At 37.7% G+C, this 613-nt stretch carries 1 protein-coding gene; it reads left to right on the top strand.

Going from position 1 to position 613, the window contains the following annotated elements; translation table 11 throughout:
• The coding region (locus tag FT986_RS15820; RefSeq protein ID WP_147865867.1) for a transposase at window positions 1–496 on the top strand (496 nt) is incomplete at its 5' end.
• Window positions 497–613: the final 117 nt, after the last annotated feature.

Here is a 613-nt window from a genome sequence, read left to right as displayed (position 1 = left end):
GTCTTTAAAGCGTAATCTCAAACACTTAGACAAAGAGATTAAGGGTATTGAAGATCGTTTACTGAAGCTTGTAAAACAAGATCAGCAGCAGCAACTAACCTTACTAACGAGTATACCAGGTATCGGGATCAAGACGGCTTTATTTTTAGTTGTGATAACTGATGGCTTTTCTAAGTTTGAGAAGGCTTCTCAGCTGTGTAGTTATGTAGGTATTACCCCTACGATACGTGAATCAGGCAGTAGCGTAAGAGGCAGAAGCAGGATTAGTAAAGTGGGAAATAAGAAGCTGCGGAATCTGTTGTTTTTGTGCGCGTTTAATGCCTGCAAACACAATAAGGCTTGCAAGGAAATCTATGAACGAATTGTGACAAAGGGTAAAAGCAAGAAACTGGCCTTGATAGCGGTAGCTAACAAGCTTTTAAAACAAGCCTTTGCCATAGCTAAATCTGGATTGCCCTACGATGAAAACTATGTATCTGTTCTTGCAAACGGATAGGTAGGGAAAAAGAAATAAATGTTATAGCTAAGATCTATTTGCATAGATTTTAGAACAGACTAATTATGTCTCAAATTTAATGTAGAAAAGAGTTGGATTTTACCTCAGTTCTTTGTT

It is taken from the genome of Mesonia sp. K4-1 (assembly GCF_008017825.1).
Lineage (GTDB): Bacteria > Bacteroidota > Bacteroidia > Flavobacteriales > Flavobacteriaceae > Mesonia.
This window is presented reverse-complemented; position numbering and strand designations above follow the sequence as displayed.